The following is a 25087-nucleotide window of genomic DNA, read 5'->3' on the forward strand; positions in this document are numbered from 1 at the left end:
AAGCCTTGTGCGTGCCCCACAACATGCGCGGGTCGGCGGCGGTCACGAGGGTCGCCGTGAGCCGATGCGGCGCCGCGTGACCTCCGTGCCGATGGATCCGATGATCAGCGCGGTCTGCAGGATCAGCGCTTCGCGCGGCCCCGTCGCGTCCCAGCCGATCACGTCCGACACGCGCTTCAGCCGGTACCGCACGGTGTTGGGGTGCACGAACAGCTCACGGGCCGTCGCCTCCAGCGAGCGGCCGTTGTCCAGGTAGCTCCACAGGGTCGTCACGAGATCCGAGGAATGCGCCTGCAGGGGTCGGTAGATCCGCTCCACCAGCGTCGCCTTGGCCGCGGAATCGCCCGCGAGGGCCCGCTCGGGCAGCAGGTCGTCGGCCTCCACCGGTCGCGGCGCACCCCGCCAGGCGCCGGCGACGGCGAAACCGGCGAGTGCGGCGCGCGCGCTGAGACCCGCGTCGACCAGGGCCGGCACGGTCGGACCGAGCACCAGGTGCCCCGCGCCGAAGCCCGGCTCCAATCGGCGTGCGATCTCGACGAAGGGCAGCGCGTCACGGGCATCCTCGCGCGGTGCCGCGTCGGAGCGCCCGATGACGAGCACGAGGCGTGAGCCCTGGACGCCGATGAGGACGTCGACGCCGGTCTTGCGGGCGAGCCGACGCAACTGGTCGACGTCGAACTGGGCGGGCGTCGTGCCGACGAGCACCGCGACCTCGCCGTGGCCGTGCCAGCCGAGTGCCGCGATCCGGCTGGGGAGCTCCTCGTCGGCTTCGCCGGTGAGGATCGAGTCGACGACGAGCGCCTCCAGGCGTGCATCCCAGAGGCCGCGGGCCTCCGCGGCACGGGCGTAGACGTCCGCCGAGGCGAAGGCGACCTCGCGGGAGAACAGGAGGATGCTCTCGCGCAGGTCCTCCGCGCGCCCGGCGACGCGCTCCTCGGTGACCGCGACCGTCACGCGGATCAGTTGCAGCGTCTGTGTGAGGCTCACGCTCCGCAGCAGCTCCCGCGGCGCGGCGGCGAAGATGTCCGCCGCGATCCACGGCGTCGACTGCGGATCCTCGTACCACTGGATGAACGAGGCGATGCCCGCCTGCGCCACGAGTCCGACCGACGACCGACGCGCCGGAGGCATGTCGGCGTACCACGGCAAGGACTCTTCGAGCCGCTTGATCGTGGCCGTCGCCAGGTCGCCGGAGATCCGCCGCAGCCAGGCGAGGGTCTCCGCCTTCTCCTGGGGGGTGGGGCGGGCGGGCATCGAGCCGGTCAGCTCTCGCCGCCTGCGTTCCCGCTCGTTCCGGCGGCGACATCGTGCAGCCGGTACTTCTCGATCGCCTGCGCCGAGAGAGCGCGGTCGACCGCGCCGTCCTCGGCGAGTGCCTGGAGGGCGCGGACCACGATGGACGGTCCGTCGATCTTGAAGTACCGACGTGCGGCGGCGCGCGTGTCGGAGAAGCCGAAGCCGTCCGCACCGAGCGTGGCGAAGCGTGCCGGAACCCAGGGGCGGATCTGATCCTGCACCGCGTGCATGTAGTCGCTCACCGCGACCACCGGGCCCTGGCTGCCCCGCAGCTTCTCGGTGAGGTAGGCGGTGCGCGGCTCCGCCAGCGGGTTCAGGAAGTTGTGCTCGTCGGCGGCGAGACCGTCGCGGCGCAGCTCCGTCCAGCTGGTGACCGACCAGACGTCCGCCGCGATGCCCCAGTCCTGAGCGAGGAGCTGCTGGGCCTCGAGCGCCCACGGCACGCCCACGCCGGAGGCGAGGAGCTGTACGCGGTTGCCGTCGCCCGAGCCCTCCGAGATGCGGTGGATGCCGCGGACGATGCCCTCGGCGTCGACGTTCTCCGGTTCGGCGGGCTGCACGATCGGCTCGTTGTACAGGGTGATGTAGTACATCACGTCCGGCTCGGGGTGGTTGCCACCGTACATCCGGTCGATGCCGGCACGCACGATGTGGGCGATCTCGTAGCCGTAGGCGGGGTCGTACGAGACCGTCGCCGGATTCGTGGAGGCGAGAAGGTGCGAGTGGCCGTCCGCGTGCTGCAGGCCCTCACCGGTCAGGGTGGTGCGTCCCGCGGTGGCGCCCATGATGAATCCGCGCGCCATCTGGTCGCCCGCCGCCCACTGGGCGTCGCCCGTGCGCTGGAAGCCGAACATCGAGTAGAAGATGTAGACGGGGATGAGCGGCTCGCCGTGCGTGGAGTACGCGGTGCCCGTGCCGGTGAACGCCGCCATCGCACCGGCCTCGTTGATGCCGACGTGCATGATCTGGCCCTGCGGGCTCTCCTTGTAGGCGAGCAGCAGTTCGCGGTCCACCGACGTGTAGTTCTGCCCGTTGGGGTTGTAGATCTTCGCGGTCGGGAAGAAGGCGTCGAGGCCGAACGTACGGGCCTCGTCGGGGATGATCGGGACGATCCGGTTCCCGAAGTCCTTCGCGCGCAGCAGGTCCTTCAGCAGGCGGACGAACGCCATGGTGGTCGCGATCTCCTGCGTGCCCGAGCCCTTCTTCGGCATCGCGTAGGCGCTCTCGTCCGGCAGGCTGATCGGCACGTGGTGCGTGCGGCGCTCGGGCAGGAAGCCCTGCAGCGAACGACGCTTCTCGACCATGTACTGGATCGTCTCGTTCTCCAGCCCCGGGTTGTAGTACGGGGGCAGGTAGGGGTTCTCCTCGAGCTGGGCGTCGGAGATCGGGATGCGCATCGAGTCGCGGAAGTGCTTGAGGTCCTCGAGGGTCATCTTCTTCATCTGGTGGGTCGCGTTGCGCCCCTCGAAGTGATGACCGAGGCCGTAGCCCTTGATGGTCTTGGCGAGGATGACCGTGGGCTGGCCCTTGTGCTCGGTCGCGGCCTTGTAGGCGGCGTAGAGCTTCTGGTAGTCGAGACCGCCGCGGCGCAGCTTGCCCCAGATGTCCTGGTCGGACCAGTCCTTGACCATCGCCGCGGTGCGCTCGTCGCGACCGAAGAAGTGGTCGCGGATGAACTTGCCGTCCTCGGCGCGGTAGGTCTGGAAGTCGCCGTCCGGCGTCGTGTTCATGAGGCGCACGAGCGCGCCGTCGGTGTCGACCTCGAGCAGCTCGTCCCATCCGCGGCCCCAGACGACCTTGATGACGTTCCAGCCCGCACCGCGGAAGAACGCCTCGAGCTCCTGGATGATCTTGCCGTTTCCGCGCACGGGACCGTCGAGGCGCTGCAGGTTGCAGTTCACGACGAAGGTGAGGTTGTCGAGGCCCTCGTTGGCGGCGACCTGCAGCTGACCGCGCGACTCGACCTCGTCCATCTCGCCGTCGCCGAGGAACGCCCATACGTGCGAGTCGGAGACGTCCTTGATGCCGCGGTTGGTGAGGTACTTGTTCGTCATCGCCTGGTAGATGGCGTTGATCGGCCCGAGACCCATCGACACCGTCGGGAACTGCCAGTAGTGCGGCATGAGGCGCGGGTGCGGGTAGGAGGGGACGGCGTCCGGCGCCTTCGACTTCTCCTGGCGGAAGCCGTCGAGCTGGTCCTCGGTGAGCCGGCCTTCGAGGAAGGACCGGGCGTAGATGCCGGGGGAGGCGTGGCCCTGGATGAAGATCTGGTCGCCGCCGGAGGGCGCGTCCAGACCCCGGAAGAAGTGGTTGAAGCCGACTTCATAGAGCGAGGCGGACGACGCGTAGGTCGAGATATGGCCACCCACGCCGATGCCGGGACGCTGCGCGCGGTGCACCGTGATGGCGGCGTTCCAGCGGATCCACCGGCGGTAGCGGCGTTCGAGCTCCTCGTCGCCGGGGAACTCGGGCTCGTTCTCCGGAGCGATCGTGTTGATGTAGTCCGTGACGGGCACCTGCGGCACGTTCAGCTGAAGCTCGTGCGACTTGTGCAGGAGGCTCAGCATGATCTCGCGGCCGCGGCCGGCGCCCTTGCTGTCGACGAGCTGCTGGAGCGATTCCTGCCACTCGTGCGTCTCTTCGGGATCGCTGTCCTGCGGGCCCTGCGAGTACGGATCCTGATCGTTGACCGTCACGAGACACCTTTCGTCATCTGGCAGATCGTGCCAGGTAGGGGCTTCGGGAGCGCGCGGCGTTGTGCAGCGTCCACGACGCGTCCCTGGATCAGCCTAGTCACAATCCGAGACCGGTCGGATGCGTTTCCCGACTCCGACGCGGCTGACAGACTGGACGTCGTGCCGCACGTCGTCGCCCTCTTCCGCCACCCCGTCAAGGGCTTCACGCCCGAGACGCGCGACGAGCTCGAGGTGCAGGAGGACGGCCGGATCGCGGGGGACCGGGTGCTCGCGTTCCGGTTCGCCGACGCCGCCCGGCCGGAGGAGCGCGACGGTCTCGACTACTGGCCGAAATCGAAGGGCCTCGCGCTGCAAGACTTCCCCTCGCTCGCGCGTCTGTCGGTGGCGTACGACGACGCCGAGCGTCGCGTGCGGGTCGCCCTGGGGTCGCAGGTGCTCGTCGAGGCGGGCATCGACGAGCCGGAACGCCGCCTCCTCGTGGACACCGTCACCCAGTACGTGCTCTCCTCGCCGGATGCCGCGCGCTTGCAGGCGCCGGGACGGCTGCCTCTCGTGCTCGTGGGCGACGGGGTCACGTCGCGGTTCCAGGACCGGGCGCGCGGCTTCGTGTCGGTGCACACCCGCGAGAGCGCCGAGGCCCTGGACGCGGCGCTCCCGGCATCCGTCGACGACCGGCGATTCCGCTCGAACGTCGTCATCGCCGGTGCCGCGGCCTGGTCCGAGCTCGACTGGAGCGGACCGGTGCGCATCGGCGACGTGCTCTTCGCCCCGCAAGGGCCGATCGTCCGCTGCCTCGCCACGCACGCGAACCCGGACACCGGCGAACGGGACGCGCCGATCCTCACGGCCCTGACCCGCCGGTTCGGCCAGCAGAAGCCGACGCTCGGGCGCCTGCTGCTGCCGGTCTCGGGCGGCGGCCGCATCCGGGTGGGCGACGACGTGCGAGTCGACTAGCGGGCGTCGCGCTCCCGCAGCCACCGCCGCAGCCGCGTGCGGGCGTTGGCGTAGGGGGAGGACGTGTTGAGCTGGATCATCCGGCCCGCGGTGTGGGTCCCGTACCACGGCGCACCGTAGAGCGCGTCGTCGTCGAGCCCGTCGATCAGGGCGAGGATCGCCTTCTCGGCGCGGTCGAAGCGCGCGATGAGCTCCGCCCAGGCGAGATCGGCCCCCCGAGCGTAGAAGCTCTCCGCGAGCTCGCCCAGCTGGTTCCACCGGTATCCCTCGGCGGGGAACGCCGGTTCGATGCCGGCGGCGCGCTGCTCATGCCAGGAGAGGACGAGCTCGTTCCACCCGATCAGGTAGGCGACCAGGTCTGCCGGCGACATCCGGGTGCCGCGCGCGTGGCCCGGCATCGTCCGCTCGCGTGCGGCGTCCTCCGGGACGTGGGCGAGGTCGACGGCGAGCCGGTCGTATCCGATCGTCACCGCGCGCACGAGCTCCGCCTTGCTCTGCGGGACTCCCACGTCGGACCTCCTCCGGAACGCCCTCGTCGCGTCGCGCTCCCGCGAGGGTGGATGTGGGCCCTGCCGGGATCGAACCGACGACATCCACGGTGTAAACGTGGCGCTCTACCAGCTGAGCTAAAGGCCCTGACGACGTCAGTCTACGGGCGCGCACGGACGCGCCGCGGCCCAGATGTGTCGCAAACGGTCGCTGTAGGCGATGCAGAACGACGAGATGCGACACGGATGCGCCGCGCGAGGCGCGTCAGCCATCGCGGCCGACGACCCGCGGCTCCGCGGGGTTGAGGTAGGGGTGGGCGTCCTTGCCGAGCCGCGAGTTCCGGTGGGAGTACGAGAAGTACACGACGAACCCGATGACGAGCCAGACGAGGAACCGCAGCCAGGTCTCGACGGTGAGGTTCAGCATCAGATAGGTGCAGACGGCGGCGGACAGGATGGGGAGGAACGGGCTCCAGGGCACCCGGAAGCCGCGCTTCAGGTCCGGACGGGTGCGACGCAGCACCACGACGCCGACCGAGACGAGCACGAAGGCGGACAGCGTCCCGATGTTCACCATCTCCTCGAGCACGCCGACCGGCGTGAGACCGGCGACGACCGCCACGATGACGGTCACGATGATCGAGATGAGCCACGGCGTGCGCCGCGTCGGATGCACGCGCGCGAGCCCGCCCGGCAGCAGGTGGTCCCGGGACATCGCGAAGATGATGCGCGTCGCGCCGATGAGGAGGGTGAGGACGACCGTGGTGAGACCGGCCACCGCACCCGCCGAGATCACTGTCGCCATCCAGGTCTGCCCGTGGTGCGCGAAGGCGTTCGCCAGGGCGGCCGCCGGGTCGAGCTGGTCGTAGGGGACCATGCCGGTCACCACGAGGGCGACCGCGCAGTACAGGATGGTGCAGATCGCCAGCGACGCGATGATGCCGATCGGCATGTCACGCTGCGGGTTGCGCGTCTCTTCCGCGGTCGTGGCCACGACGTCGAAGCCGATGTAGGCGAAGAACACCAGAGCGGCGCCGGCGAAGATGCCGCCCACCCCGAACGCCATGGGCTCGATGCCGGAGAAGAACTGCAGGAGCGGCTGGGTGAGGCCCGTCGCGGTCTCGCGCGGGGCGGCATCCGGCACGAACGGCGAGTAGTTGGCGGGGTTCACGAACATGATCCCGGCGACGATCACGAACAGCACGATGAAGAGCTTGACCCCGACGAGCACGAGGTTCACGCGCATCGATTCGCGGATGCCCAGGGTCATGAGGATGCCGAGGACGACGACCAGCAGGATGGCCATCACATCGACCGTCCCGCCGTAGCCGATCGCGGCGGGGATCGGCGCACCGAGCTGCTCCATCAGCACCCCGAGGTAGGCGCTCCATCCCTGTGCGACGACGCTCGCCCCGAGGAACATCTCGAGGATCAGATCCCACCCGATGATCCACGCGAACAGCTCCCCGAGGGAGGCGTACGAGAACGTGTAGGCCGAGCCCGACACGGGCACCGTCGAGGCGAACTCGGCGTAGCACATCGCCGCGAGCGCGCAGGCGATCGCGGCGACGACGAAGCTCACGACGATCGCGGGCCCGGCGACCTCGTGCGCGGCGCGCCCGGTCAGGGTGAAGATGCCCGCGCCGATCACGACGCCGACGCCGAAGACGGTGAGATCGAGCGCCGACAGGGACTTGCGCAGCCGGAACTCCGGTTCCTCCGTGTCGGCGATGGACCGTTCGACCGACTTGGTACGCATCACGCTCATGGCGGCTCCCCTCGATGGACGCCGGCGGGCATCAGGGACCACATGCTAGTCGGATCGCCCCGGCGCCGGGAGGTCCCGCGCCGGGGGGAAACGATAGATTGGACGGGTGAAAGCCCGCCCCGCCGACCAGCTGCTCCTCATCGATGTCGCGCGTCTGGATGCGACCATCCGCGCCGCCGACCACCAGCGACGCAACCCCGAGCAGACGGCACGGGTGAACGAGCTGCTCGCCCAGCGCCAGGCGCAGTCTGCCGAGCTGACGCGCCTCCTGGGCGATCGTGACGACGCGCGCGCCGAGCTGTCGCGGCTCGAATCCGACGTGGCCCTCGTCGACGCTCGCGTCGCACGCGACACCGAACGTCTCGCGGTGAGCGCCAACGTCAAGGAGGCGCAGGGTCTCGAGCACGAGCTCGCCTCCCTCGCGAAGCGCAAGAGCGACCTCGAGGACGCCGAGCTGGAGATCATGGAACGGCTCGAATCCGCCGATGCCGCCGTCGCGGCGCAGGAGGCCGTGATCGCCGCGACGAACGAGGAGGGCGCACGGATCAGCGCCGAGGGGAAGGCGGCGGTGGCGCGCGCGACGGCGACCGGCGAGGCCGCGGCGCGCGACCGCGCGGCCCTCGCGGAGCAGGTGCCGTCCGACCTGCTCGCGCTCTACGACCGGCTCGCCGCGCGGGGTGTGGGTGCAGGTCTGCTGCGGCGACGGACGTGCGAGGGCTGCCACATGGTGCTCTCGGGAACGGATCTGCAGGCCCTCCGCGAGGCCGCCGACGACGACGTCGTGATGTGTCCCGAGTGCGGAGGCATCCTCGTGCGGTCGGACGAGTCGGGACTGTGAGCAGACGGCGGCGATGACACCGTCGCCGCGATGGAGGATCGTCGCCCGCGACGGCGACGCCACGGTGGTGGTCGACCTCGCCGACGACCTGGCGGAGCTGCGTCGCCGGCGGTGCACCCGTGAGCAGTGGCGTGCGGAGGCATCCGCGACCGGTGGCGAGACCCGGTGGGTGTGGAGCGACACGGGCCGGTGGTACCCCGACCTGCTCGCGGCGGGGATCGTCGTCGAGCGATGCCACGACCTGCGGCTGAGCCGTGCGATCGTCCGGTCGAGCGCGCTGGTCACGAGGGCGGACGTCCGCGCGACGACGGCCTGGGATGCCTCCCCGGCCGCCGAGCCGGACCTCGGCGCGCCGGCGCTGTTCGACCTCGACACCGGTGCGGCGGGCGTGCCGGACGATCCCGACGCGGTGCTGGCGGAGTTCCTGCGTCAGCAGGACGCGGTCGCGACCGCGACCGACCCCGGTCGACTCCGCCTGCTGCTGGCGGCCGAGTCCGCGGGGGCGCTGCTCGCGGCCGAGCTGACGGCTGCGGGGGTGCCGTGGAGTCGCGCCGTGCACGAGCGGATCCTCGAGGAGGCGCTGGGACCCCGCCCCGCGGCGGGCGCGGCGCCCGCGCGCGTCCAGGAGCTCGCCGCAGCGGTGCGCGCTGCGCTGGGGGATCCGTCGGCCGGCCTCGACTCCCAGCCGAAGCTGCTGCGCAGCCTCCATCGTGTGGGCGTCCTCGCGCGGACGACGAGCCGCTGGGAGCTGGCGGAGTACGACCACCCCGCGATCGCCCCGCTCCTGCAGTACAAGAAGCTGACGCGTCTGCTGAGCGCGAACGGATGGACCTGGCTCGACGAGTGGGCGCGCGAGGGCCGGTTCCGCCCCGTCTACGTCCCCGGGGGCGTGGTCACCGGGCGATGGGCGTCCTCGGGCGGGGGAGCGCTGCAGCTGCCGCGTCAGCTCCGCCCCGCGGTGCGGGCGGACCCGGGGTGGATGCTGGTCGTCGCCGATGTGGCTCAGCTCGAGCCCCGGGTTCTCGCCGCTCTCTCCGGCGACCTCGCCCTGGCCGATGCCGCACGTGGACGCGATCTCTACGACGGCGTCGTCGCGGGCGGCGCGGTCTCCACGCGCGCTGACGCGAAGATCGCGATGCTCGGTGCCATGTACGGCGCCACGACGGGGGACAGCGGCCGGCTCGTGCCCGCGCTGCGCCGGGCCTATCCCCGCGCGATGGGGCTCGTCGACGCCGCCGCGCGCACCGGCGAGGAGGGCGGCACGGTCAGCACGTGGCTCGGGCGCACCAGCCCCGCGGCGTCGGCGGGGTGGCGAGCGGTGCAGGACCGCGCCGGGGCGCCCGATGCCGGCGAGCCCGATCGTGAGCGGGCCCGGCGTGCGGCGCGGGATCGTGGGCGCTTCACCCGCAACTTCGTCGTGCAGGGCACCGCCGCGGAGTGGGCGCTCGCCTGGCTCGCCGATCTGCGCCGCGTGCTCGGAGAGATGCCCCCCGTGGAGGACGGGGATGCCGCCGACGCCTCCGGTGCCGTGTTCTCGCGGAGGGCGCACCTGTGCTTCTTCCTGCACGACGAGATCATCGTGCACACGCCGGCGGCGCATGCGGAGGCGGTGGCGGCGGCCGTGCGGGAGTCCGCGAACCGGGCGGCGTCGCTGCTGTTCGGCGGGTTCCCGATCGACTTCCCCCTCGATCTGCGCATCACGGCCGACGCCGCCAAGGCGTGAGCCGGGCGGCGGCCGATAGACTGAGGGGGCGAATGGGTCGGCTGGACGGTCGCGTTGCGGGTCCGCCCGCACCGAGGAACGTCCGGGCTCCACAGGGCAGGGCGGTGGGTAACACCCACCCGGAGTGATCCGCGAGACAGTGCCACAGAGAGCAGACCGCCGGTGCCGCGAGGCATCGGTAAGGGTGAAAGGGTGGTGTAAGAGACCACCGGGGTCGTGGTGACACGACCCGCACGGTAAACCTCGCCCGGAGCAAGGTCAGACAGGGGATGCCGACGCGGCCCGCCGAGTCCCCGGGTAGACCGCTGGAGCGGCACGGCAACGTGTCGCCGAGAGAGATGACCGTCCACGGAGCGCGAGCTCCCGGACAGAACCCGGCGTACAGGCCGGCCCATTCGCCCGCCTCACGGCTCGAGGACCACGAGCTCCCCGGTCGCGCGCGTCATGGCCACGTAGCGGTCGACCGCGCCCGTCACGCCCTCCCCGAAGGCCGAGGGATCGACCAGCACCACAAGGTCGAACTCCAGGCCCTTCACGAGACGGGGCGAGAGGGAGCGCACACGACCGTGATCGGCGGGCGCCGGCCGGAACTCCGGGGCACCCACGACGACGGCGGTCCCGGCGTCGTGGCGATGCAGCCACCCGGCGAGGATGCCCTCGAGCTCCGCCACCCGTCCTCGGTGCACCGACACGCCGCTGCGCCGGATGGCCGTCGGCACGTTCGCATCGGGGAGGGCCTCGCGGATGACGGGACCGGCGACATCCATCACCTCCTGCGGAGTGCGGTAGTTGATCGACAGTGCGGCGATGCGGACATCGTCCATGCCGATGCGGCGCAGCCGCTCGTCCCAGGACTCCTCGAAGCCGTGGCGCGCCTGTGCGCGATCGCCCACGATCGTGAAACTGCGCGCGGGGCATCGACGCAGCAGCATCCGCCACTGCGCATCCGTGAGCTCCTGCGCCTCGTCGACGACGATGTGGGCGAAGGGGCCCGCCAGGGGATCGACGTCCTCCTCATCGTGCGCCGCGAGGGTCCTCCGGAGGTCCTGGCCCCGCAGCATCGACATGATGCGCAGATCTCCGTCGTCGGCGGCGACGAGGTGGGTGACGACATCGGCGCGCACCCGTCTCTCCGAGGCCTCCTCGGCGCGTCGGCGGAGGCGGCGGAGCTCCGCCCTCGGGTCGCCGACGCGTCGTCGCGCGACGTCCAGCAGCGGCAGATCGACGTCCGTCCATTCCGTCGCCCCGGCGTGGGCGGCGAGGCGGGCGGCCTCGTCGCCCGCGAGCCACGGGGCGCAGACGCGGAGCATCCGCGGAGACGCGAACAGGCCTCGCAGCAGGGCGTCGGGGTCGAGCAGCGGCCAGAGGCCCTCCAGGTAAGCGGAGAGGTCCTCGTCGTCCTCGAGCGCCGCGCGGGTGGGGGCCTCCGCGTCGTCGTCGACGAGGCCGTACGCGTCGAAATCCTCCTCCGCGGCGTACGCGTCGACGTGGTGCTCCGGCGATCGTGCGGAAACGGACGCTTCGCCCCACCCTTCGCCCCAGTTCTCGCCCCATGCGCCCCCCTGCGCGCCCGGCTCGCCGCCGCGCCGGAGTGCGGCGTCGATCCGCTCCGCGATCAGGTCGAGCAACCGGTCCCGCGCGTCCGTGCGCACGGCGTTGTGCGGAAGGCCCTCCGCGGCCGCGGTGAACACCTCGCTCCACTCCCACGCGCTCACCGCGACCGGCCCCCACGCCGTGGGCACGGTCGTGCGCGTCGCGGGCGGGCGCTCCCAGAGGCGCACGGCGGCCTCGACCGCGTCCGGCATGCGCGCGTCCCCGGCGATGCGACGCAGGTGCGGGTCGGGCTCCTCCGCGACGTCCGGGCCGCCGGTCACCAGCTCCGCCAGGGTGGCGACGACGGCACCCTCTTCGCCGAGACTGGGGAGCACCTCGTCGATGTAGTCGATGTACGGACGGTGCGGGCCGACGAACAGCAGCCCGCCGCGGCCGGGCTGCAGGCGCGGATCGGCGTACAGGAGGTAGGCGGCGCGGTGCAGCGCGACGACCGTCTTGCCGGTGCCGGGGCCGCCGTCCACCACGAGGGCGCCCCGCGATCCGGAGCGGATGACGGCATCCTGGTCGGTCTGGATCGTCGCGAGCACGTCGCGCATCTTCGGCGAGCGGCTCGCCCCCAGGCTCGCGATGAACGCGGACTGGTCGTCGAGGGCGGCGCTGCGGTCGATCCCGTCCTCCGCGAACACCTCGTCCCAGTAGTCGACGATGCATCCGCGCACCCAGCGGTATCGGCGGCGGCTCGTCAGACCCATCGGATGCCCGTGGCCGGCCGCGAAGAAGGGCTCCGCCGCCGGCGCCCGCCAGTCCACGAGGAGGCGCCGGCCCTCGTCATCGGCGAGTCCCAGCCGGCCGATGTGAGTGACGGTGCCGTCGAGGGCGACGGTGCGACCGATGCAGACGTCGTCGCCGAAACGGCTCAGCACGCCCCGACGCGCGCTGAGCCGCTGGATCTCGAGGTCTCGCTCCAGCGCCTCCTGCCCGGAGCGGGTCTGCAGGCGCCGGGCGTCCGCGAGGCGCCGATCGAGGTCGTTGCGGGTCGCCGCGAGAGCGGCGGACACACGGGCGAAGTGGCGTTCGTCGTCCGCGACGAGCGCGGGCACCCCCTTCGCGCGCAGCCGATCCGGAAGGTGGAAGACACCGTTCGCGGTCGCCTCGGTCATCGCTACTCTCCCCTCGCCGCGCGGGCGGAATCCGCGCGCGATCAGCGATTCTGCCTCACGACGGGGGCGTTGCGGCAAGCCCCCCGTGCGGAGGGATAATGGAAGAGGAAGGTCGACGCCTGACTGTTGCTGGCCAGGAGGCCGGGGTCACCGAAGTATGCGGTCGACGAACTCGTTTATGGCGACGTCGACGGACAATCCGGTATCGAGTGGCGCGGTGAGATGGTCGAGCATCAGCCCGTCGATGGCGTAGTGGAACAAGGCGATCTCCGTTCGTCCCCCTGGCAGGCCAGAGCCGACGTTGAATGAGACGTCCTCCTGGAAGGCTCGCTGTCGCCACGCCCCGAGCGCTTCGGCGACAGCAGGACGCCGTGCGGCTTCCAGCCGCAGCTCGAAGAGGGCGAGTGACACGTGCGGGTCAGCACTGAGTCGCCGCACGACGTCACGCAGGTAGTCGGCGAAGAGCTCGCGGTCGGGGATCCGAGCTGCGCGCGAAGACGCAGCCTCGGGATCGGGGGTGAGTCGCTCACCGATGCGGCCGACGAGTGCGGAGACGAGATCGTCACGGGTCGGGAAGTAGTTCGAGGCAGTGCCACGTGGCGTGCCGGCGGCGGCGTCGACAGCGCGATGCGTGAGACCGCGTGCTCCTTCCTCCGCCAGCACGCGGATCCCCGCGTCGGCGAGAGCCGAGCGTCGTTCGTCATTGCGAGCCATGTCGCTCATGCTAGCTAAACTACGACTCCTGTTGTACTTTGACTACGACAACTGTCGTGATCGGAGACACCATGAGGAACCTCGTCTACTACGTCGCTGTCAGCATCGACGGATACATCGCCGACCCGACCGGCGGTTTCGATTCGTTCCTCGTCGACGGCGACCACGCATCGGTCGTGTTCGGCGAGTACGCGGACGCGCTGCCCACGCACGTGCACACGGCGCGGGGAATCGAACCGCCCAAGACGCGATTCGACACGGTGATCATGGGGTGGAACACGCTCGCACCCGCGCTCGATATCGGAATCTCCAGCCCGTACCCCCACCTGCGTCAGGTCGTTGCGAGCCGCAGCCCGCGCGACGTCGATCCGGAGATCACGCTCACCGACGATCCTCTCGCCGCGGTCCGCAGTCTGAAGCGGGAAGACGGTCTAGACGTCTGGCTCTGCGGGGGTGGGGTGCTCGCGGGCACGCTACTGCCGGAGATCGACGGCCTCGTCCTGAAACGCAACCCAGTGGTCTTCGGCTCCGGCATCTCCCTGTTCGGCACTGCCCCGTACGAGCCGCGCGCGTTCGCTCTGACCAGAACCCGCTCATTCGAGTCGGGTGTCGTGATCGAGGAGTACACCTCCCGTGGCGGAGCGTGAGCCGCGTGGTCGGCCTCGACCGGCGCAGCCGAAGAATTCCTTGCGCACGCGCCTGGCGGTGGCCCCCGACGCCTGGCTGCTCAGACGGCGAGGGCTGCGGCGCCGATGATCCCCGCGTTGTTGCGGTGGACGGCCGGGACGATCGGCGTCGAGAGCGACAGCAGCGGCAGGAACTCGTCCGCGTGCTTCGAGACGCCGCCGCCGACGATGAACAGGTCGGGGCTCAGCAGGAACTCCAATGTGTCGTAGTAGGTCTGGAGCCTCTTGGCCCACTTCGACCAGCTGAGCTCCTCACGCTCGACCGCCGAGTACGCGGCCCACGCCTCGAAGTCGGTCGTCTTGCCCGCACGCGGCAGGTGCCCCAGTTCGGCGTTGGGGATGAGGACGCCGTCGTGGAGCATCGCCGTGCCGATGCCGGTCCCCAGCGTCGTGAGCAGGACGAGCCCGTCGACGCCGCGAGCCGCGCCGTAGCGGGCCTCGGCGATCCCGGCGACGTCGGCGTCGTTCGCGAAGTGGATCTCGCGCCCGAGTCCGTCCTCGAAGAACTTCTCCGCCTCGAAGCCGATCCACGTGTCGGCCACGTTCGCCGCCGACAGCGTCCGTCCGTGCTTGATGATGGCCGGGAAGGCGACGCCGAGCGGGATGTCCGCGTCGGTGACGCCGAGGGTGTCGAGCACGATCCGCACCGCGGCGAGAACGTCGTCGGGCTCGGCGCCCTTGGGTGTCGGCACCTTGACGCGGTCGCTCAGGAGTCCACCCGCCTCGAGGTCCACGAGGGCACCCTTGATGCCCGTGCCGCCGATGTCCACTCCGACCGCGCGGGTCGCCTTCGTCGTCATGCCTTCAGCCTATCCAGGTCGCGCGCTCGTCTCGTTAGGATCGACCTGACCCCATGGGAAGGAGCCCGCGATGTCCGCCGGCGAAGACAAGTACTGGTACAACCTCACCACGGGCACCGTGGAGCGCGGCTTCGAGTCGCCGGCGATCGATCGCGCCGGACCGTTCGACACGGAGGAAGAGGCGGCCAACGCGCCGAAGCTGCTCGCCGAGCGCTCCCGCGCCTGGGCCGACGACGACGCCGCCGAGGACGCCTGGGGCGCGCCCGCCGACGGTGACGGCTCGGACACCTCGGCCCGATAGTCTGGCCTTCGGTTCGGCTTCGCACGCGAAGCCGTGTGTGAGAGGACGCGATGGACAAGCAGCGGGACTTCGTACTGCGCACGATCGAGGAGCGGGGGATCAAGTTCGTCCGCCTCTGGTTCACGGATGTGATCGGCACCCTCAAGTCCGTCGCGATCGCCCCGGCCGAGGTGGAGGGTGCCTTCACCGAGGGTCTCGGATTCGACGGCTCGGCGATCGAGGGCCTGACGCGCTCCTACGAGTCGGACCTGCTCGCCCACCCCGATCCGACGACGTTCCAGACACTGCCCTGGCGCGGTGAGATCGACCCGACGGCGCGGATGTTCTGCGACATCACGACGCCGGACGGCCAGCCCGCCGTCGCCGACCCCCGTCACGTGCTCAAGCGCACGCTCGCGAAGGCGGCCGATGCCGGGTTCACGTTCTACACGCACCCCGAGATCGAGTTCTACCTGCTCAAGTCGTCGGCGTACGGGCCCAACGGACCCGAGCCCGTCGACTCCGCAGGGTACTTCGACAACGTCCCCGGCGGGACGGCGCACGACTTCCGCCGCCGCAGCGTGCGGATGCTGGAAGATCTCGGCATCTCGGTCGAGTTCAGCCACCACGAGGGCGGTCCCGGCCAGAACGAGATCGACCTGCGCTACGCCGACGCCCTCGCGACGGCCGACAACATCATGACGTTCCGCACCGTCGTGAAGGAGGTGGCCATCGAGCAGGGCGTGTACGCCACCTTCATGCCGAAGCCCCTGTCCGGCAAGCCGGGGAGCGGCATGCACACGCACATGTCGCTGTTCGAGGGCGATCAGAACGCCTTCTACGAGGAGGGTGCGCAGTACCAGCTCTCCAAGACGGGGCGACAGTTCATCGCCGGACTCCTGACCCACGCGAACGAGATCGCCGCCGTCACGAACCAGTTCGTCAACTCGTACAAGCGCCTGTGGGGCGGCGACGAGGCGCCCAGCTTCATCTGCTGGGGTCACAACAATCGCTCCGCGCTCGTGCGCGTGCCGATGTACAAGCCGAACAAGGGCCAGTCGACGCGCGTCGAGTACCGCGCTCTGGACTCCGCCGCGAACCCGTACCTGGCGTACGCGCTGCTGCTCGCCGCCGGTCTCAAGGGCATCGAGGAGGGGTACGAGCTCCCGCCCGAGGCCGAGGACAACGTCTGGTCGCTGACCGACGCCGAGCGTCGCGCGCTCGGCTATGCGCCGCTGCCGGCGAGCCTCGACCACGCCCTCGAGTACATGGAGGAATCGGAGCTGGTCGCCGAGACGCTCGGTGAGCAGGTCTTCAACTACGTGCTGCTCAACAAGCGCCGCGAGTGGCAGGAGTACCGCGCCCAGGTGACGCCGTTCGAGCTGCAGAGCAACCTGGAGATGCTCTAGGCGGCCATGTCGGCGGGCGAGCGGACCTCCGCCCGGACCGAGCTGGCTCGGGACGGGTTCGGCGACATCGGGCACGCCGAGACGCTGCTGACCGAGCTCTCCGCGGCGCTCGACCTCTCGCGCGCGCACATCCTCGGCGGGGCGGACCGAGCCGCCGATCCGGATGCGGCCCTGGCCGCCCTGGCGCGGATCGCCCGGCGCGACCCGTCCGCCGTCGCGGGGGCGCTGCAGCGCGTCGGATCGACGATCTGGCTGCTGCTCGGTGCGTCGAACGGCTTCGCCGACTTCTTCCTCCGCCACCCCGAGGAACTCGTGCACGTCCCCGGACCGGACGGCTCGCTGCCGACCGCGGAGGAGCTGATCGCCGAGCTGCGCGCCGCCGTCGGGGCCGACGAGGACGGCTTCGCCGAGGTGGGCGACGAGAGCGCGTGGGTGTCGCTCCGGGTCCGCTACCGCCGCCTGCTCGCCCGGATCGCGGTCGTCGATCTCGGGGCATCCGACCCCGTCGAGGTGCTGCCGGCGGTCGCCGCCGCCCTCGCCGATGCGGCCGGGGCCGCGCTGGAGGCATCGCTCTGCGTCGCCCGCACACGCGTGGCGGGCGGGGGAGCGGGCGCGGGCCTCTTCCCACGCTCGCAGGTCTCGGGCACCCGTCTCGCCATCATCGGGATGGGCAAGACCGGCGCGCGCGAGCTCAACTACGTCAGCGACGTCGACGTCATCTTCGTCGGCGGCGCGTCCGAGGCGCTGACCGAGGAGGTCGGCGAGAGCCGCGTCATCGACATCGCGACGCGACTGGCCGTGCAGACCATGCGCGGCATCTCCGGCATGGAGATCGAGCCTCCGCTGTGGGAGGTCGATGCGAACCTCCGCCCGGAGGGCAAGCAGGGTGCGCTCGTCCGCAGTCTGGAATCCCACCTCTCGTACTACGACCGCTGGGCCAAGAGCTGGGAGTTCCAGGCGCTGCTGAAGGCCCGGCCCTTGGCCGGGGATCGCATGCTGGGCGAGGCATACGTCGCGGCGGTCCAGCCAAAGGTCTGGACCAGTGCGGCACGGGAGAACTTCGTCGACAGCGTGCAGCGCATGCGCGAACGCGTCACCGACTTCATCCCCGCCGACGAGGTCGCGTACCAGTTGAAGCTCGGCCCCGGCGGCATCCGGGACATCGAGTTCACCGTCCAGCTGCTCCAGCTCGTGCACGGCCTCTCCGACGATCTGATCAGGCAGCGCGGCACTCTCGAGGCCCTCGACGCCCTCGTCGCACAGGGGTACATCGGACGCACGGACGCGGCGGCGTTCGCACGCGACTACCGGATGCTGCGCGTGCTGGAGCACCGCGTCCAGCTGCGGGAGCTGCGGCGCACGCACCTCATGCCGCAGGCCCCGGAGGGTCTGCGCGTCCTCGCCCGGGCGAGTCGTCTCGCCGCGGACGGGCCCTCTGTGTGGGGCCTGTGGGAGGGCATCAAGCGCGAGGTGCGCGAGATCCACGTGCGACTGTTCTACCGCCCCCTGCTGTCGGCGGTGGCGGCCCTGCCCGCCGAGGAGCAGCAGCTCTCGCCCGCACAGGCTCACGACCGTCTCGCCGCGATCGGCTTCCGCGACCCCGCCGGTGCCCTGCGGCACATCGGCGCGCTGACGGGAGGCCTCAGCCGGAAGGCCACGATCCAGCGCCACCTCATGCCGGTGATGATCCGATGGTTCGCCGACGGGGTCGACCCCGACTACGGACTGCTGGCGTTCCGGCGCGTCAGCGAGCGCCTCGGCGACACACCGTGGTTCCTGCGGATGCTGCGGGACTCCTCCGGCGCGGCGGAGCGCCTGACGCGGGTGCTGTCGGGATCGCGCTACATCGGCGAGCTGATGGAGTGGATCCCCGAGTCGGTCGCGTGGCTCGACTCCGACGAGCTCATCCGGCCGCGTAGCGGACACGCGCTCCAGGAGGAGGCGCGCGCCATCCAGACCCGGCACGAGACCGTCGGCGACGCGATGAACGCCGTACGCGCGCTGCGTCGGCGCGAGCTTCTGCGTCTCGCGTTCGGTGCGGTGCTCGGGACCCTGACGATCGACGAGCTCGCCGACGGGCTCACCACCGTCAGCGAGGTGAAGATCCAGGCGACCCTCCGCGCGGTGCGGCGCGAGATCGTCCCGCCCGAGGACTCCGCGCTCGACTTCTCCGTCATCGCGATGGGGCGCTTCGGCGGAGCCGAGCTCGGTTTCGGCTCGGACGCCGACGTCCTCTACGTGTACGACCCCAACGGCCTCGATCCGCAGCGCGCCCACGAGCTGTCGCTGAAGATCGTCGCGGGTCTGCGCACGTACTCCGAGGATCACCGGGTGCCGTTCGACCTGGACGCGGATCTCCGCCCGGAGGGGCGCAACGGCCCGCTCGTCCGTTCCCTCGACTCCTACGCCGAGTACTACCGGCGGTGGTCGCTCTCGTGGGAGGCGCAGGCGCTCCTGCGCGCGCGCGGCATCGCGGGCAGCGTCAAGCTGATCGCCCGGTTCATGTCGCTCGCCGACGACGTCCGCTATCCGGCGCGCGTCGACGTCCAGGATCTGCGCGAGATCAAGCGCATCAAGGCGCGGGTCGAGAATGAGCGGCTGCCGCAGGGCGCGGACCGCTCGCGACACCTGAAGCTCGGTCCGGGCGGGCTCAGCGACGTCGAGTGGCTTGTCCAGCTCTGGCAGCACGCGCACGCACGCGACGTCCCGGCGCTGCGGACGACGTCCACCCTCGACGCGCTGGAGGCGGCGCGCGAAGCGGGGCTGCTGCAGGCCGCGCAGGCCGAGCGACTCGCCTCGTCGTGGCGCCTCGCGAGTCGCCTGCGCTCCGCCAACACGCTGCTGTCGGGGCAGACGAGCGATGTGCTTCCGACCGATCGGGGCAAGCTCGACGGTATCGGGCGGCTCCTCGAGTATCCGCCGCGCTCCGCGACGCTCGTCGAGGAGGAGTGGCTGCGGACCGCCCGTCGGGCGCGCCGCGATTTCGAGCGCCTGTTCTACGGCTGAGGATGCGCGGAGGGCCCGGGTCGGTCGCGCGCCGGGTCCGCGATCGCGTGCGCCAGACGGGCCCACACGCCGATGAGGGCCACGGCTCCGGCGCCGGTGACCAGCCACGCCGCCGCCGCCCCGAGCGGGCCGGGGAGGAGCAGCCCGAGGAGCATCGCGACGACCGTGGCGAGGAGGACGGCGACCACCGTGAGGAGCAGCGCGGCGATGGTGGACCAGGGACGTCTGCGCGCCAGCGACCAGGCGCGGCCCAGGCCGTCGCCGGCGATCACGGGACTGACGAGCGCGATGACGAGCGGCAGCAGGTAGGGCGCCGCCACCGCGACGATCACCGTCGCGAGTGCGGCGGGGGCGACGACCATGAGGGTGCGGCGCACGGCGCGCCTCAGGGCGAGGCCCCACAGGATGACCGTGGAGCCGAGGATCGCGGCACCCGAGAGGGCGGCGAGGACGAGTGCGAGCGCGTCGAGCGGAAGCCGCGGCGCGAGCGCGATCGCAGCGGCCTGGACGGCGGCGTTGCCGACGATCGTCGCGGCCGACAGCGCGGCGCGACGCGGCGAGGATCCGATGCCGCTCATCCGCGCGCCGCCGCATCCAGGACCTCGGAGAGGGCGCCCTCGAAGACGACCGTCCCCGCGACGGAGACCTCGAGCCTCGCGTCGTCGCCCGTGTCCGACACGACGGCGACGTCGTCGCCGTCCGCCGTGGTCCCGGCGCAGGAGATCTTCGGTCCGTCCCCCGTCTGGGCGCACGCCGGTGCCGTCATGAGGTCGATGCCCCGCTCGTGCAGCACATCGATGGCACCGAATCGCACCTCGGCGAGCCTGTTGCCGCCCACGGGCGCCAGCGCGCTCAGCTGGGAACAGGCCGCGAGCGTCGTCACGGCGACGATGAGGGCGATGACGGCGCCGACACGACGGGCGGTCACGACAGCCCCCTCTCGTGGGCGAGGATGCGTGCGCGGGCGGTGAGGTGCTGGGCCTCGAGCGTCGCGTCGCTGATCGCCGACAGGTCGAACGGCGCGTGCAGCAGCAGCTCGGTGTTCCGGTCGAGGGGCGAACCGCGACGCATGAGGGGCGTCTCCGCCCAGTCGTTCGAGGCGAGCTCCCGGCTGCGCGAGGCGAGGGCGAGGACGTCGGCGCCGCTCCCCGGCGTGGGGTCGCCCGCGTGGTCGACGACGGTCGTGAAGATCGACAGCGTGCCGTCGCGGTTGTCGACGAGCTCCACCGTCTGCTGCTGTTGGGGGAAGTCGATGCACGATGCGGTCGTGATCTCCCAGAAGCCGCCCGCGGCGGAGCGGTGCGCGAGGATCTGGTTGAGGTGCGTGTGCCCGTTGAGCCAGGCGACGACGACCGGGAAGGACCCCAGCATCGCGACGAACTCGTCCGCGCCGATGAGCACCTCGTCCTGGCCGGGGCGCTGAGCGCGGTTCTCGAGCGTGTCGCTGTTGTGGTGGCTGAGCACGATGGCGAGGCGGCTCTCCTTCGTGGCGGTCTCCAGTTCGCCCCGCAGCCAGTCGAACTGGTTCTGGGGGACGGCTCCGTCGGGTCCCGCCACCTGGTTGCACGTGTCGAGGCCGAAGACGCGCACGCGGGGGGAGAGATCGGCCTTCCACCAGGTCTCGCCCGACCGCAGATTGTGGTCGGTGAAGCCGTGCCCGACGGGTCCGGGGCGCTGCTGCGTGCGGAAGTGCTCCGCCATGAACTCCTGGCGGGTGAACAGCGCACGGTCGGCGACGGCCGGCACCGCCTTGAAACCGGGACGCAGGCCGAGCTCCAGCCCCCAGGCATCCAGCGTCTGCTGCACGGCGCTCGTCCGCGCCGCGTAGCCGCCGAGCGCGAGAGCCGCCGTCGCCTCGAGCGTGTACGACTTGCGTCCGCCCACCGCCAGGGACCGCAGCTGCGTGTCGAGATCGAACGTGCCGAGCAGGAGCGTCTCGTGGTTGCCGTACACGGTGTACCACGGGGCAGGGAGCCCGACGGAGGCCACCGGGCGCGAGATCGCGTCGTCGAGCAGGGTCGGGAGGGTGGGGAAGCCGTAGGCGCCGAACGCGCCGCCCGCCGGATCCGTCGGGCGATACGCCCAGACCGCCTCCGCCCAGGCCTGCACACCCTGGAAGGTGTCGCTCGTGCGCGGGTCGACGCTCAGCCCGTCGAGCAGGTCGATGTACCAGCGCAGCTCACGGTGCGAGTGCATGTCGGCGCTGTCGCCGGTGACCACGGCGGCGTCCATCGGTGCCCCGGTCACCGGGCTGTAGCGCAGATCGGAGATCGACGTCGTCATCGCGGCGATGACGTGCGGACTCAGGGGATCCTGCGGGTGGAACGCCGATCCCCAGGCGGAGTGGTCCTGCACGATCATCGGCTCGATCCGCCCGGGCGACTGGGCGTCGATGACGTGCATGTCCGACAGGTGCGCGAGGTACAGGAGCGACCTGCGGGAGGCCGCACGCCCAGGCGCTGCGGAGCGGCCCAGGACGTCCAGGCGCGGGATGTGAGCCTCACCCGGACCCGCGACGAGCGATCGGTAGGAGCCCTTCTGCACCGGGCCCTGGAGGATCGTGCGGCCGAGGGTGCTGGGCGCCTCGGCCGCGGCCGTCGGTGCGGTCAGCGCCGCGGCGAGCTCGTCGCGCGGGAGCGCCGCGGCGGTCGCGAGGCCTCCGGCGAGCGTGAGGAACTGGCGGCGGGAGAGCGCGCCCACGGTGCCTCCGGGTAGGTGCGTCGGGGATGTGATCGGGTGCGCTCAATCTAGCGCCGGGAGGGCCCCGCGGAGCGCATATCCGCACGGGGCCCGGCGCGGAAAACCCCCGGGGCGGTGACCCCGGGGGTTTTCTCGGACGAGCGTCAGACGCCGAAGTACAGCTCGTACTCGAACGGGTGCGGACGCGCCGCGAGCGGCTTGATCTCGTTCTCGATCTTGTACTCGATCCAGGTCTCGATCAGCTCGGGAGTGAACACCCCGCCCGCCAGCAGGAACTCGTGGTCGGCGCGCAGCGCCTCCAGCGAGTCGAGCAGCGAGTTCGGGACCTGCGGGATGTTCTTGGCCTCCTCGGGCGGCAGCTCGTAGAGGTCCTTGTCGACCGGCTCGTGCGGCTCGATGCGGTTCTTGATGCCGTCGAGGCCCGCCATCATCTGTGCGGCGAAGGCGAGGTACGGGTTGCCCGAGGCATCCGGCGCGCGGAACTCGATGCGCTTGGCCTTCGGGTTCGATCCCGTGATCGGGATGCGGATGGCGGCGGAGCGGTTGCCGGCCGAGTAGACCAGGTTGACGGGAGCCTCGTAGCCCTTGACCAGGCGCTTGTAGGAGTTCAGCGTCGGGTTCGTGAAGGCGAGGACCGCCGGGGCGTGCGCGAGGAGGCCGCCGATGTACCAGCGAGCCGTGTCGGACAGGCCGCCGTAGCCCTTCTCATCGTAGAAGAGGGGCTCGCCGTTCAGCCACAGGGACTGGTGCGTGTGCATGCCCGAGCCGTTGTCGCCGAAGAGCGGCTTGGGCATGAAGGTCGCGACCTTGCCCCACTGCTCGGCGACGTTCTTGACGATGTACTTGAACTTCAGGATGTCGTCCGCGGAGTGGACCATCGTGTCGAAGCGGTAGTTGATCTCCTGCTGTCCGCCGGTGCCGACCTCGTGGTGGGCGCGCTCGAGGACGAGGCCCGCCTCGATGAGGCGCAGCGAGATGTCGTCGCGGAGGTCCGCCGTCTTGTCGACGGGGGAGACGGGGAAGTAGCCGCCCTTATAGGGGGTCTTGTTGCCGAGGTTGCCGCCCTCTTCGGCGCGGCCCGTGTTCCAGGCGCCCTCTTCGGAGTCGACGCTGTAGAAGCTGGCGTTCTGCTTCACCTCGTAGCGGACGTCGTCGAAGATGTAGAACTCCGCCTCCGGGGCGAAGAAGGCCGTGTCGGCGATGCCGGTGGAGGCGAGGTACTTCTCCGCCTTCTTGGCGACCTGACGCGGGTCCTTCGCGTAGATCTCCCCGTTGCGGGGGTTGTAGATGTCGAACACCATGATCAGCGTCTTGGCCTCGCGGAACGGGTCGAGGTATGCCGTCGACACGTCGGGGATGAGCTGCATGTCGGACTCGTGGATGTTCGCGAAACCGCGGATCGACGAGCCGTCGAACAGCTGACCGACCGTGAAGAACTCCTCGTCGACGGTCGAGGCCGGGATGTTGAAGTGCTGCTGCACACCAGGGAGATCCGTGAAACGGATGTCGAGGAACTTGACGTCCTCGTCCTTGATGAACTTCAGCACCTCGGATGAATCTTTGAACATGGAGTCTCCAAGATCGGGTGTGGAACACGCCTGACGGGGCCAGGCTCGCCTCGACGCTAGCGGGGGAGGGTTGCTCACCAGTATCCCGCGTGTTTCGGGCATGTTACGACGCCGCGGTTAGGCTGAGGGGGTGACGGATGCCCTGGCCGAGAACTCCTACCCCGGTGAGCGGCTCGGTCTCCCCGCCTCCGGTGCGGGGAGCATCGCCCGGCCCGGACGCCGGATCGGCGCGCTCGCGATCGACTACGCGGCCTCCACGGTCATCGCCATGGCGTTCTTCGGATACGACCAGTTCGCCCTGCCCGGCGAGGCCGGATCGACCCAGTTCGCGCCCATGATCGTGTTCGCCGCGATCAACGTGCTCTTCCTCCCCACGCTCGGCGGCACGCCGGGCCATCGTCTGCTGGGCATGCGGCTGCAGCTCGCCCGCGGCGGATGGGTGGGGCTGTGGCGCCCGATCGTGCGCACGCTGCTGCTGTGTCTCGTGATTCCCGCCGTCGTGTGGGACAACGACCAGCGCGGCCTCCACGACAAGGCCGCGGGGACCGTCCTCGTCCGCGGCTGACCCCGGCGTCGCCTCCGGGCGTCGCCTTCGGGTGACCGGTCGTCGGAGCGGTGGGGATGGTGTCCTCTGTGGGGTCCCATGGGCGTGCAGGCGCACCACGGGTCCGACGACCGGCACGGCGAGGGCTCAGCCGCGGGTCAGAGCGGAGGTTTCAGTGGAGGGTCACCGGGGCCGAGGCGCCCGCGCGCGCATCGGGTCGATGCCCTTCGGGATCGGCAGCGACGTGACCGACTGCGACACCGAGTCGACCCGCTTCACCACGGCCGCCATGGTGGCCCGGTCGACCTTCTTCGGGAAGGCCTTGATCGTGGACGACAGCTTCGAGATGGGGACGTCGCCCTCGCCATGACCGACGTACACGACGTTGATGGGCACGCCCGACGCCACGCGCTGCACCTTCATCTTCTCGTCGCCCACGAGCCGGGTCAGCCGGCCGCGCGCACCCTCGGCGACGATGACCACGCCACCGCGGCCGATGACGCGGTACACCGCATCCTGGCTCTTGGGGTTGACGCCGACGGGCATGTCCGAGGCGACCCAGTTGCGTCCCAGTGACGTCGACAGGATGTGGCCGGCGGCGCCGGGCATGCCGTCGAGCTTGATGTACATCGCACGCGTCGACAGGCGCGTGAGCGTGATCATCGCGGCGAGCACACCCAGCATGAGACCGGTGACACCCCAGAGGATGATGCTCCAGATGGCGACCGGCGGGATGAGGAAGCCCACGAGCACACCGAGCGCGACGCCCACGATGACGATGGCGATCAGCGCCCAGCCCAGCCATGCGAACTCGGCCTTCGTGAAGGTGAAGAGCGAGCGCAGCTGCGAGAAGAATCCGGGGCGCTTTTCGGGCGAGGTACTGCGGGATGCCATGGGGACAGC

General features: G+C 70.8%; 20 protein-coding genes, 1 tRNA gene and 1 other RNA gene. 9 read left to right on the forward strand and 13 right to left on the reverse strand.

From position 1 onward, the window contains the following. Positions 1-42 precede the first annotated feature (42 nt). Both WFI00_RS14275 and aceE read right to left on the reverse strand, forming a co-directional pair. Positions 43-1254, reverse strand: coding sequence for a PucR family transcriptional regulator (locus WFI00_RS14275; protein WP_336632981.1), 1212 nt, complete (start codon positions 1252-1254; stop codon positions 43-45). Positions 1255-1262: 8 nt separating this feature from the next. Continuing rightward, complete coding sequence (gene aceE / locus WFI00_RS14280; RefSeq protein WP_336632982.1) at positions 1263-3992, reverse strand: pyruvate dehydrogenase (acetyl-transferring), homodimeric type; 2730 nt, start codon at positions 3990-3992, stop codon at positions 1263-1265. A gap of 159 nt (positions 3993-4151) precedes the next feature. Between aceE and WFI00_RS14285 the strand changes: the two genes are divergently transcribed. Continuing rightward, positions 4152-4946, forward strand: a complete 795-nt coding sequence (locus WFI00_RS14285) for an MOSC domain-containing protein (protein ID WP_336632983.1) — start codon at positions 4152-4154, stop codon at positions 4944-4946. Here the strand turns inward: WFI00_RS14285 and WFI00_RS14290 are convergent. The 3 genes from WFI00_RS14290 to WFI00_RS14300 form a co-directional block, all read right to left on the reverse strand. Continuing rightward, the gene (locus WFI00_RS14290) at positions 4943-5455 is read right to left on the reverse strand and encodes a ClbS/DfsB family four-helix bundle protein (RefSeq protein WP_336632984.1); all 513 of its coding nucleotides are present in this window, start codon (positions 5453-5455) and stop codon (positions 4943-4945) included. The genes WFI00_RS14285 and WFI00_RS14290 overlap by 4 nt on opposite strands. A gap of 54 nt (positions 5456-5509) precedes the next feature. Beyond that, positions 5510-5582: transfer RNA gene (locus WFI00_RS14295), tRNA-Val, on the reverse strand. 117 nt (positions 5583-5699) lie between these two features. Beyond that, positions 5700-7202, reverse strand: a complete 1503-nt coding sequence (locus WFI00_RS14300) for an amino acid permease (protein ID WP_336632985.1) — start codon at positions 7200-7202, stop codon at positions 5700-5702. A 106-nt stretch (positions 7203-7308) separates the two neighbouring features. On the opposite strand from WFI00_RS14300, the gene WFI00_RS14305 reads away from it, so the two are divergent. From WFI00_RS14305 to rnpB, 3 genes are all read left to right on the forward strand, one after another. Continuing rightward, on the forward strand, positions 7309-8040 hold the full coding sequence (locus WFI00_RS14305; protein ID WP_336632986.1) for a zinc ribbon domain-containing protein: 732 nt from the start codon (positions 7309-7311) through the stop codon (positions 8038-8040). 13 nt (positions 8041-8053) lie between these two features. Further along, a complete protein-coding gene (locus WFI00_RS14310) occupies positions 8054-9763 on the forward strand; it encodes a bifunctional 3'-5' exonuclease/DNA polymerase (protein ID WP_336632987.1) in 1710 nt (569 codons plus the stop codon). A gap of 33 nt (positions 9764-9796) precedes the next feature. Further along, positions 9797-10161, forward strand: an RNA gene (gene rnpB, locus WFI00_RS14315) — RNase P RNA component class A. Positions 10162-10167: 6 nt separating this feature from the next. On the opposite strand, the gene WFI00_RS14320 is transcribed toward rnpB, so the two are convergent. Further along, the gene (locus WFI00_RS14320) at positions 10168-12477 is read right to left on the reverse strand and encodes a HelD family protein (protein WP_336632988.1); all 2310 of its coding nucleotides are present in this window, start codon (positions 12475-12477) and stop codon (positions 10168-10170) included. A gap of 147 nt (positions 12478-12624) precedes the next feature. Beyond that, entirely contained in the window at positions 12625-13191 is a 567-nt protein-coding gene (locus WFI00_RS14325; RefSeq protein ID WP_336632989.1) for a TetR/AcrR family transcriptional regulator, read from the reverse strand. A 71-nt stretch (positions 13192-13262) separates the two neighbouring features. Between WFI00_RS14325 and WFI00_RS14330 the strand changes: the two genes are divergently transcribed. Then, positions 13263-13838, forward strand: a complete 576-nt coding sequence (locus tag WFI00_RS14330) for a dihydrofolate reductase family protein (protein WP_336632990.1) — start codon at positions 13263-13265, stop codon at positions 13836-13838. An 80-nt stretch (positions 13839-13918) separates the two neighbouring features. On the opposite strand, the gene ppgK is transcribed toward WFI00_RS14330, so the two are convergent. Continuing rightward, a complete protein-coding gene (gene ppgK / locus WFI00_RS14335; RefSeq protein WP_336632991.1) occupies positions 13919-14677 on the reverse strand; it encodes a polyphosphate--glucose phosphotransferase in 759 nt (252 codons plus the stop codon). Positions 14678-14747: 70 nt separating this feature from the next. Here ppgK and WFI00_RS14340 point away from each other — a divergent pair, with 70 nt between their 5' ends. Genes WFI00_RS14340 through WFI00_RS14350 form a run of 3 tightly spaced genes read left to right on the forward strand, consistent with a single transcriptional unit; the run spans position 14748 to position 19372 of the window. Continuing rightward, positions 14748-14978 (forward strand): SPOR domain-containing protein, encoded by a 231-nt coding sequence (locus WFI00_RS14340; RefSeq protein ID WP_336632992.1) that lies wholly within the window; start codon positions 14748-14750, stop codon positions 14976-14978. Between the two features lie 50 nt (positions 14979-15028). After that, positions 15029-16366: a glutamine synthetase family protein gene (locus tag WFI00_RS14345; protein WP_336632993.1), complete on the forward strand. Its 1338-nt coding sequence runs from the start codon at positions 15029-15031 to the stop codon at positions 16364-16366. A gap of 6 nt (positions 16367-16372) precedes the next feature. Continuing rightward, entirely contained in the window at positions 16373-19372 is a 3000-nt protein-coding gene (locus WFI00_RS14350; RefSeq protein WP_336632994.1) for a bifunctional [glutamine synthetase] adenylyltransferase/[glutamine synthetase]-adenylyl-L-tyrosine phosphorylase, read from the forward strand. Here the strand turns inward: WFI00_RS14350 and WFI00_RS14355 are convergent. The 4 genes from WFI00_RS14355 to glnA all read right to left on the reverse strand — a co-directional run bounded on the left by WFI00_RS14355 (position 19363) and on the right by glnA (position 23640). Further along, the gene (locus WFI00_RS14355; protein ID WP_336632995.1) at positions 19363-19950 is read right to left on the reverse strand and encodes a hypothetical protein; all 588 of its coding nucleotides are present in this window, start codon (positions 19948-19950) and stop codon (positions 19363-19365) included. The two genes, WFI00_RS14350 and WFI00_RS14355, sit on opposite strands and share 10 nt — an antisense overlap. Next, complete coding sequence (locus tag WFI00_RS14360) at positions 19947-20300, reverse strand: hypothetical protein (RefSeq protein WP_336632996.1); 354 nt, start codon at positions 20298-20300, stop codon at positions 19947-19949. The genes WFI00_RS14355 and WFI00_RS14360 overlap by 4 nt, the downstream gene beginning before the upstream one ends. Next, the gene (locus WFI00_RS14365; RefSeq protein ID WP_336632997.1) at positions 20297-22072 is read right to left on the reverse strand and encodes a TIGR03767 family metallophosphoesterase; all 1776 of its coding nucleotides are present in this window, start codon (positions 22070-22072) and stop codon (positions 20297-20299) included. Before WFI00_RS14365 ends, WFI00_RS14360 begins: the two co-directional genes overlap by 4 nt. A 143-nt stretch (positions 22073-22215) precedes the next feature. Beyond that, positions 22216-23640, reverse strand: coding sequence for a type I glutamate--ammonia ligase (gene glnA / locus WFI00_RS14370; protein WP_336632998.1), 1425 nt, complete (start codon positions 23638-23640; stop codon positions 22216-22218). Between the two features lie 130 nt (positions 23641-23770). Here glnA and WFI00_RS14375 point away from each other — a divergent pair, with 130 nt between their 5' ends. Beyond that, positions 23771-24205, forward strand: a complete 435-nt coding sequence (locus tag WFI00_RS14375; RefSeq protein WP_336632999.1) for an RDD family protein — start codon at positions 23771-23773, stop codon at positions 24203-24205. 162 nt (positions 24206-24367) lie between these two features. Here WFI00_RS14375 and WFI00_RS14380 read toward each other — a convergent pair whose 3' ends face one another. Beyond that, positions 24368-25078 carry a DUF4191 domain-containing protein gene (locus tag WFI00_RS14380; protein WP_336633000.1) on the reverse strand — a complete coding sequence of 237 codons (711 nt, stop codon included), beginning with the start codon at positions 25076-25078 and terminating at the stop codon, positions 24368-24370. Positions 25079-25087 lie beyond the last annotated feature (9 nt).

The organism is Microbacterium sp. MMO-56 (genome assembly GCF_037146215.1).
GTDB lineage: Bacteria > Actinomycetota > Actinomycetes > Actinomycetales > Microbacteriaceae > Microbacterium.